The following is a 9,223-nucleotide window of genomic DNA, read 5'->3' as shown; positions in this document are numbered from 1 at the left end:
GTGCCGGCCAGGACCGCCACCGTCAGCCCGAGAGCCGCGACGACCACGGACCGGGCCGCGCCCATCCGCCGGTCGGCCGCCGGCAGCCGCGCCGCGGTCGCCGACACCAGCAGGCGACCCCGGCGGCGTTCCAGGTTCAGCCAGAGCAGCCAGATCACCAGCACGGCGAACAGCGCGAGGCCCAGCAGTGTGGGCGCCGTGGCCTGGCTGGGGCCGAGTGCGATGCCGGCCACGAACAGCAGCACCGGCGCCAGCAGGGCCGGTTCCGCGGCCCGGCTGCGGAGGGCCACCGAGAGCCCGATGACGCTGCTGAGCAGCACCAGGATCAGCGCGGGAACCAGCAGAGCCTGGTACGACCCGACCGGCAGCACGATGGTCACGAGTTGCTTCCAGCCGAGCGCCGTGGCCGGCACCAGCTCGGCGAGGCCGGCCAAGCTCGGCAGCACCCCGTAGAGGGCCCGGCCGGGCACGGCCAGCGGAACCCCGACGAGGAGATAACCGCCGATGGTCGTGAGGCCGACCAGCCAGGCCGGCCAGCGGAACGCGGTGCCGACGAGGGCGATGCCGCAGCCGAGCACCGCGGCGACGGCGACGAGCAGCACGAAGGCGCCGGTCTGGTAAATCGGCCACAGGGCGGCGGCGGCCACACCGGTGGCAGCCAACAGGGCCACGGTGTTGCCGATGATGAAGCGCCCGCTCATGCGGCGGCCCCCCGGGCCAGGCTGTGCTGCAGGTCGTCGAGGAAGCCGATGGTGAGCAGACTCAGTCCGCCGGCCCGGCGGAGGCCCGGGCGGGCCCCTGGCTCGCAGACGACGGCGACCACCTCGACTCCGAGCGGGAATCCCGCCGCGGAGGCGCGCAGTGCGGCCAACGGCGTCGCAGATCCGCAGAGCAGGAACGCCACCGACAGCCCGTCGACGGCGGCGGCGGCCCGCCTGGACAGTGCGCGGACGCCGTTGGCGTCTGGCGCCAGGTCGACGCCGCTCAGGTCGTCGAGCAGCCGGGTGGGGGTGAGCGTGCTGAGCTGGCGCGAGCTGGCCAGCACCGACACCGTGCGTGCATCACGGATCGCCCGGATGCCCAGCGAGCCGGCCGCGCTGACGGCGAGCTCGAATTCCTCGTCGTCGGCGAAGTCGCCCGTGGCCAGGCTCAGGGCCACGAGCAGGTGGCTGCGGCGGGTCTGCTCGTATTGGCGCACCATGAGCCGGCCGGTCTTGGCAGTGCTCTTCCAGTGGATGCTACGCCGCTCGTCGCCGCTCTGATACTCGCGCAGCGCGTGGAACGCCACGTCGCTGGCGGTGAGGTCGCGGGTGGGTTGACCCTCGAGGTCGCGCACGAAGCCCTGGCTCATGCTGGGGATGGCGATGGTGCGCGGGTGCACGTAGAGGTCGATCCGCTGGGCGAGCACCGTCTCCAGCCGCACCAACCCCACCGGATCGGCCCGCACTGTGTGCACGGGCCCGATCGGGATGATGCCCCGGCGCTCGGCGGGAACCACGAACACCTCGTTGATGCCGGCTCGGGCGGCCAGGGACGGCATCGGGAATTCGGCCAGCCCGGCGCCCACCGGTACCTGAACCGTCACGGCGGCCAGACGCCGGCCGGTCGGGTTGTGCACGTCGACCTGTCCGGGCACCCGCTCCCCCGCGACGACCCTCTCGACGGGCAGGGTCAACGTGATGTGGTGGCCGCTCTGGCCGAGCAGGTGCGCGAGCGCGCCGACCACCAGGACGGCGGCCGCCCAGCCGATCGCGGTGAGTTCGGCCCAGCCCAGGCCGTAGCCGGCGCCGAGAAGTGCCGCCGCGCATCCGGCGACGCCCCAGCCGAGCGGTGTGACGGCCTGGAGCAGCCGGGTTCGTCTAGAGGACATCCGGCCTCTGGTCCTCCCCGCTGCGCGGCGGCGGCGTCTCGACCAGGATCCGGCCGATCACGCTCGACGCGCTGACCCCGTCGAATTCGGCCTCCGCGTCCAGCAGCAGCCGGTGCGCGAGCACGGGTTCGGCGAGCGCCTTCACATCGTCGGGGGTCACGTAGTGGCGGCCCTGGGAGGCCGCGTAGGTCTTGGCGGTGCGGATGAGCGCGAGGGCACCCCGCACGCTGGCACCCAGGCGTACCTCCGGGCTGGTGCGGGTGGCGTCGACGAGTCGGGCGACGTAGTCGTTGATGGTCGCGTCGACGAACACCGTGCGGGCCAGCGCCGCCACTTCGACGACGGACTCGGCCGAGAGCACCGGCGCCAGGCGGCCGTCGTGGGCGCGCCGGCCGGCGCCTTCCAGAATGCGCACGGTGGCCGCGTGGTCGGGGTAGCCGATCGAGGTCTTCATCAGGAACCTGTCCAGCTGGGCCTCCGGAAGCCTGTAGGTGCCGGCCTGCTCGATGGGGTTCTGGGTCGCGATCACCATGAACGGGCCCGCCACCCTGTGGGTGACACCGTCAACGGTGACCTGGCCCTCCTCCATCACCTCGAGCAGTGCGGCCTGGGTCTTGGGGCTGGCCCGGTTGATCTCGTCGGCCAGCACGATGTTGGCGAACACCGGTCCGCGGTGGAATTCGAAGGTGGCCGTTCGCTGGTCGAAGATGCTCACGCCGGTGATGTCGCCCGGCAGCAGGTCGGGAGTGAACTGCACCCGGTTGCTGGTGCCGCGCACGCTCTGCGCGATGGCACGGGCCAGTGAGGTCTTCCCGGTGCCGGGAACGTCCTCCAGGAGCAGGTGGCCCTCACTGAACAGGGCGGTGAACGCCAGCCTGATGACGTGCTGCTTGCCCAGCACGACCTCCTCGACGCCGCGCACCAGCCTGTCGAACAGGGTCGCGAACTGACCGGCTTCCTCGATGCTCATCAGGTCGGCGTCGCGGCGGGCGCCCGGCTGGCCTGGGCTCACACGATCGGGGGTCAGGGTCATGGGGTGATCGCTTTCTTCGGGATCGGGCGGGAGTAGTCGAAGGTGTGGCCGTCCACCGTCACGGTGAGCAGCACTGTGCCGGATTCGGGCAGCGGGCCGGGCAGGGTGCAGGTGGTGGCGCTGTCGGCCGGAGTCGACGCCGTTCCGGCGACCGCGCACGCGAAGGTCGCCGCGAGGGTGCCGTTCTGCGGCGCGCCGGTCCAGGAGAACCGGCCGGACGGGCCGTCGTAGGCCAGTCCGGTCACGGTGAAGGTGACGGATGCCTCCGGCGCGGTGGTGGTGCCCGACCACGGCCCGCAGGAGCCCCACACCGTGCAGGCCTGCAGCTGGAAGGCCACCGCGGAGCCGAACGGCAGGCCGAGCAGGTCGCGCGGCCAGGTGCTGCCGCCGAAGCGCTGTACCGAGCCGGAGCCATCCGCGGCCCGGATGTTGTAGTGGTCGACACCGGCTGACGGGGTCACCCCGGTGAGGTGGTAGTCCCAGGCGTCACCCTGCTGCTCCATCGCACCCTGCACCTGGCTGATCGCGCCGGGAGCGGGCCGCACCAGGACCGTGGCAACGGCGGTCGCCGCGCAGCCGGCCCGGTTGTACCCCCAGACCACGAATGAGTAACTGCCATCGTCGGCGAGCAGGCCGTCGAACACGGCGCTGCGCCCGCCGGCCGGCACACTTTTCTGGTCGAGCACCACCCCTCCGGCGCGGGGTGCCGTGACGGTGCCGGGCGCGGGGCTCGACACCGAGCAGGCCTGCGCGCCGGTGGGCTGCCCGCCGCCGCTGATCCGCTGCACGAAGTAACCCGCGACGGCGTCGCCGCGATCGGCGAAACCGTCCCAGGTCACGGTGACGGCGCCGCTGACATCGGTCGCCGTCGCGGTGATCCCGCCGGCGACCGCCGCGCCGTACGGCGTTCCGGTGGCGGCGGTGGTGTTCCAGCTCGACAGGGCGGGGTAGGCGTCGTTGCGGGCACTGACGGTGTAGCCAATGCTGGTCCCGTTGGCCAGGCCGTCTACGCGCAGGGTGCAGCGGGCGGCCGCGCAGCGGGCTCCGGTGGCGCTCACCTCGGGTTGGGCGACCCCGGCGACACTGACCTGGTAGCCGCGGATGGCGGTGCCGCCGCCCGTCGCCGCCACGACGTCCCAGCCGAGCAGCAGGGCACCGTCTTCGGGCACGGCGGTGAGCCCGGTGGGTGCGGCCGGGATCACGTCGGACCAGACCGTGGCGGCGAGGGTGGCTGCCGTCGCTGTGCCGACGCCGTTCTGCGCGGCGACGCTGACGCGCACGGCGTTCGCCTGCCCGTTGCCGGGTGTGGCGAGGGTGCAGGAAGTGGCCGCGCACACTGTGCTGCCGAGGGGGCGGCCGGAGGCGGCGTCGAGGGTGGTCACCTGGTAGCCGGTGATGGGCGAGTTGTTGGCGGCGCCGGGGTTGAAGACCACGGTGACGCGTCCGTCGGAGAAGCCCGTGGCCCGCAGCCCGGTGACGGCGTCGGGAACGTCCTGCACCGATACCCGAACGGTGCCCCAGGTGTACCGGTCGGGGTCGTTGGTGGCGTCAGCGACCTGGTACTGCAGGGTGCTGTCGGTGGGCTGCGCGTCGGCGGACACCCGCACGGTGAGTCTGCTGTTGTCGGCGCTGGGTGTGATCGTCACCCCGGCGGGCAGCGCGGCCGCATCCAGCCCGCGTACCGCGAGCACGCGCAGTGGGACCGCGGGGAACGGGTTGGTGGCGCCGTCGTTGGCGAGCACATCGATGACGGTGCTGCGCCCGCGGGGCGCGATGGCCGCATCCGTCGCCGGCAGCGCGAGGGGTCTGGTGGAGGCCACGACCTTCAGTTCGACGCGCCCGGCCTTTCCGGTGCTGAGGTCGTCGCGCACCCCGATCGTGACCGCGCTGGTGCTGCCCTTCGGGGTGCCGTCCAGAGCGGTCACGGTGAGCAGGCTGCCGTTCAGCGTCTGCTCGAAGCCGGTCGGCACCGGGTCGAGCACAGTGTAGGCGAGTTCGTCGCGGTCCTCCGGGTAGGGGTAGGAGGTGAGCTTGGCCAGGTCGATGACTTTCTTCTGGCCGGGTTCGAAGTCGATTCCCGCCCCGTCGAATGCGGGCGGCTGGTTCTCCCGCGGTGTCACGGTGATCGGCAGCACTATCGTGGCAGTGCGTCCGGCGGGGTCGGTCGCACTGGCGCCGTCGGTCACCTCGAAGGAGATGGAGGCGGGCCCGAAATACTGGTCCGCGCTGGTGAACGCGAGCGTATGGGCACCCGTTGCGAGTTCGGCGCCGTTGGCGTGCGTGGCACGCACGGTGTTGCGGTCGGTCAGTTGCACGGGCTTGTCGCCGACGGCGACGACGTAGTCGTTGATGTCGATGTCGATGGTGGCCTCGCTGGCCACGACGAGTTTGGCGGCCCCGGCCCGCAGCTGCGGGAGGGCGTCGTCGGTTCCCGGTACCCAGACGAACGCGTAGGCGATGATCTCGGGGTCTTGGGGGTGGCTGACGCTGAACGGGATGATCTGGCTGGTCTTGGCGACGGACACGCGGATCCGGGCGGTGTCGGTGACCGTCGCCGCGCCGTCGTAGCCGGGCAGGACGGCCAGCAACAGGTCCCTGGCCGACCCTTCCGCGAAGAACACCCTGGCGAGCACGTCGACGTCGACGGTGTCGCGGCCCAGCACATCGGAGAGCCTCAACCGGGTGTCGGCGGCCTCGGGGAGGGCCCGGGGGGCGTCCGGGGTCACGACGACGGTGAGGAACGCGGAGCCGGTGCCGCCGCGCTCGTTCTGGATCTGATAGACGAAGCCGTACCGGCCGTTGACGTTCGGGGCGCGCACCACGACGAGGTCACCGTCGACGACGGCGGTGCCGGCGGCCCCGCTCGCGGCACCATCCGTCGCCTCGACCGCGGTGATGCTCAGTGCGCCGCCGTCGGGGTCGGAGTCGTTGCCGAGCACCCGCACCGACACCCGGGATCCGGGCCGCACGGTCACCTCATCCGGCACGGCGACCGGGTTGCGGGCCCCGTCCGGGCGCGGGCTGATGCCCACCCGCACGGTGCCGGTGGCACGGGCGCCGAGGGCGTCGATGACGGCGTAGCTGAAGGTGTCTGTACCCGCTGAGTAGTCGCCGGCCCGGTAGCTGAGCGAGTCGGCGTCGATGGCGGTGACGGTGCCCTTCTCGGGGTTGGTCTCCTGGCCGAGCAGCTGCACGGAGTCACCGTCGGGGTCGATCCCGGTGCGCGGGATCTGGATGCGCACGGTGTCACCCGCCAGCACCCGGGCGGTGACGGTGGGCGGCAGCGGCGGGTTGTTGGTGGCGGCGTCGGTCTCCCGCACCGAGATGCGCACCTCGGCGTTGGCGAACTGCCCGTCAGGGGCGCTCACCCTGTACACGGCGGTGAAGTTGCCGGTGCTGGCCGGGGCGAGGTAGCGCAACACCCGGCCGGAGGCGAAGAGCAGCCCGGCGCCGGCGGGCAGCGGGGTCGAGAGCACGGGGTCGAGAGTAAGCGGGTCGCCGTCGGGGTGTTCGTCGTTGACGAGCACGGGGATGTCGATGGTGTCGCCGACCCGGACCGACACCGAGTCTGCCGCCGCGACGGGCGGCTGTCTGGTGGTCGCCGCGGGGATCTCGATCACCGTGACGGTGCCGGTGGCCGAGGCAAGGCCGTTGCTCACCGTGTAGTCGAAGCTGGTCGTGCCCGACTCGAGCGGGCGGGTCAGGGTGACCCTCAGAAGGTGCTGGTCGAGGATCTCGACGGTCAGTCCGCTGCCGGCAGGCACGTTGGAGCTTCCGGTGACCAGCAGCACTCCCCCGGCCGGATCGATGTCGGTTGCGAGCACGTCGATGACGGTGGGCTGCTGCGGGCGCAGGAAGGCGGTATGCGGCACCGTGATGGGCCGGCCGGGGCTGTCAGGGGCGGGGTCGACGTCGACCCGGATCAGCCCGGTCACGGTGGTCGCGCCGTCGGTCACCGCGTAGTCCAGGTAGTGCACGCCGACGGTGTCGGTGGCGAACCTGAAGGTTCCGCCGGCGAAGTCCGCCGTGATGCTGACACCGGGCTTGTCTGGCACAGCGCCCAGGCGGAGCGGACCATTGCCGCCGCGGGCGTGCTCCAGCGGAGCGACGGTGACCTCGCTGCCCGCCGTGGTGCGCACGGCGAACGCGTCGGCGACGATGGGCACGGTCCCGGCCGCACGCACCGTCACGTCCAGGGTCCCCGCGCCGGTGAGGCTGCCGTCCGAGACGGCGAGGCCGACCTGGGCGGCGTCGCCGCCGTCGCCGGCATCCGTGAACAGCACGGCGCCGGCCGGCGCCGAGGTCGCGGTGTCCGGGGCCGCGGCGGTGGCCGCGGTGAGGTAGAACGGGTCACCGTCCGGGTCGATCCAGTCGCCGAGCACCTGGGTCTCGACGCTGCCGCCGGCCGCGACGGTGGCCCGGGTCTGGCGGGCCTGTGCGGGGGCGGAGTTTTCGTCCGGGCTGCGGACCGTGACCGTGACGGTGGCGTCGGCGGTGCCGCCGCGTCCGTCACTGACCGTGTAGTCGAAGCTGAGGCTGCCGGACGCCTCAGGGGTGAGGGTGAGCTGCAGCTGCTGGTTGCCGGCGACCAGGTCGATGCGGCCCTGATCCGCCGGCGGCGGTTCCACACCGTCGACGACCAGCACGTCGTCGTTGGGGTCGTAGTCGTTCAGAAGCACCGGCAGGGTGACCGTGCGGCCGGGGCGGGCGCCGAACGCGTCGTCGATCGCGACCGGCGGCAGCTGGGTGTCCTCGTAGTCCGGCGGGGTGTCGTCGGTGGCGCTGGTCACCTCCTGCTGGTCGGAGACCGGGTCGATGAGGTCGTCCCAGTTGTCGATGAGTTCGTTGTCCCGCTGCACGTTCCAGGTGGCGCCGTTGCGGGCGTCGTTGAGCAGCAGCCGGGTGCCGTTCTGCCGGTATTCCAGGCGCGCGTCGCCGGCGAGTCCGGCGAGGGTTGCCGTGGTTCCAGCCGGCGAGCCGATGCCGCAGGCCTGCCAGGCGGTGCCGTCCGTCCACGCCGCGTAGGCACATCGACCGTCCTGGGCGGGCGCGGCCGGGCTGCCGGCGACAGACTGGTCGGCCAGGAGTTCGGTGGCAGCCCCACGGTCGAGAGGCACGCTGAGCAGACCGCTGCGGTGCGCGATCAGAACCCTGTCGCCGGCCGTCGCCGGCTCCTGCAGTCGGGGCAGGTCAGTGAGGCTGCCGCTGAGGTCGACGGCGCGTTGGGGTAGGTGCAGGATGCCGGTAGTCGTGTTCAGCAGCGCCCAGCTGCCGTTCACCTGGCTGAGCTGGTAGACGTCTGAGGGGTCCCCGGCCGATACCGTCCTCGTCTCGGCGACGGCATCCGGGTGGTCGGGGTCGATCCGCACGAGGGTCTGCGTGGCCGGGGTGAACGCGAACAGGACGCCGACCGCGTCGAGGCTGAACAGGGTCCCGGTGCCCAGCGCGAGGGCGGGATCTGTGGTGCTGTCGAAAGTCGCCAGGTCGGCGCTGTTCGCCCGCCAGAGGTCGCCGTCGGCCGAGATCGCGGCTAGGTCACCCGCCAGACGCACCTCGGGGGCATCCGGCGGCAGCGCCACACTGTCGGTGACCGTCGCGGTGGCCGGGTCGAGGATGTCCAGGGTGCCGTTGCCGGCGTCGACCACGAGCACTGTCCCACCGTGCTGCACCACGGAGGTGCGGTCGGATTCGACGGGAACCACGGTGTTCAGTTCGGCGATCTCGGTGTTGACTCTGCCCACCAGCTGCCGGGTTTCGCTGGCCACCCACACGGCTGCGTCACCCAGGTCGACTTTCTGCGCGGTGTAGCCGCCGGAGACCACCGCGACGGTGACCACCAGGGCGGTGACCAGGGTTCCGCCGGTGATCGAGGCGGCGAGGGAGCGGTGCGTGGCCAGCCAGCGGCGGATCATTGCGCTCCCGTGGCCGGGTCGACGCACTTCTCGGTGCTGGCGGCGCCGGTGCGTCCGTCGCGGTTCACGCTCACGGTGACGCAGACCGGCGTCCGGGCACCGCTCGGCGCGGTGTCGGTCTGGACCGTGAACTGGGTGCCGCGCTGGATGCTGCTCTCGCCGCTCCGCAGGCTGACCACGTAGCTGTCACTGTCGCGCAGGCCCGGGTCGGCCCAGCTGAACACAATGGTGCCATCGCCCGCGCGGCCGGTGACATCGCTGACCCGCGGCAGCGCGGAGTCCCCCGGGCTCGCGGGAGCGCCGGAGAGCACCGGGCCGAGCAGCAGGGCGCCGGCGACGACGCCGAGCCCGACCACCAGCAGGCCGCCGGCGACGACGGCCGCGAGAGTGCGCCGCCGCTGGGCGGGG

At 72.4% G+C, this 9,223-nt stretch carries 3 protein-coding genes and 2 pseudogenes; all 5 read right to left on the bottom strand.

Features of this window, described 5'->3' with window-relative positions:
• Positions 1-701, bottom strand: a pseudogene (locus E3T19_RS09250) (hypothetical protein); the annotation flags it as partial.
• Positions 698-1,870, bottom strand: a complete 1,173-nt coding sequence (locus E3T19_RS09245; protein WP_134408669.1) for a DUF58 domain-containing protein — start codon at positions 1,868-1,870, stop codon at positions 698-700. The pseudogene E3T19_RS09250 and the gene E3T19_RS09245, both read right to left, overlap by 4 nt.
• A complete protein-coding gene (locus E3T19_RS09240; RefSeq protein ID WP_103459661.1) occupies positions 1,860-2,840 on the bottom strand; it encodes a MoxR family ATPase in 981 nt (326 codons plus the stop codon). The genes E3T19_RS09245 and E3T19_RS09240 overlap by 11 nt, the downstream gene beginning before the upstream one ends.
• A 59-nt stretch (positions 2,841-2,899) precedes the next feature.
• Positions 2,900-8,815 carry an Ig-like domain-containing protein gene (locus E3T19_RS09235; protein ID WP_134408668.1) on the bottom strand — a complete coding sequence of 1,972 codons (5,916 nt, stop codon included), beginning with the start codon at positions 8,813-8,815 and terminating at the stop codon, positions 2,900-2,902.
• A pseudogene (locus E3T19_RS18970) lies at positions 8,812-9,223 on the bottom strand (hypothetical protein); the annotation flags it as partial. The pseudogene E3T19_RS18970 and the gene E3T19_RS09235, both read right to left, overlap by 4 nt.

Origin of the sequence: Cryobacterium sp. TMT4-31 (assembly GCF_004403385.1) — a bacterium.
Taxonomy (GTDB): domain Bacteria; phylum Actinomycetota; class Actinomycetes; order Actinomycetales; family Microbacteriaceae; genus Cryobacterium; species Cryobacterium zongtaii.
The sequence above is the reverse complement of the archived record's forward strand: the minus strand, read 5'-3'. Positions and strand labels throughout refer to the sequence as shown.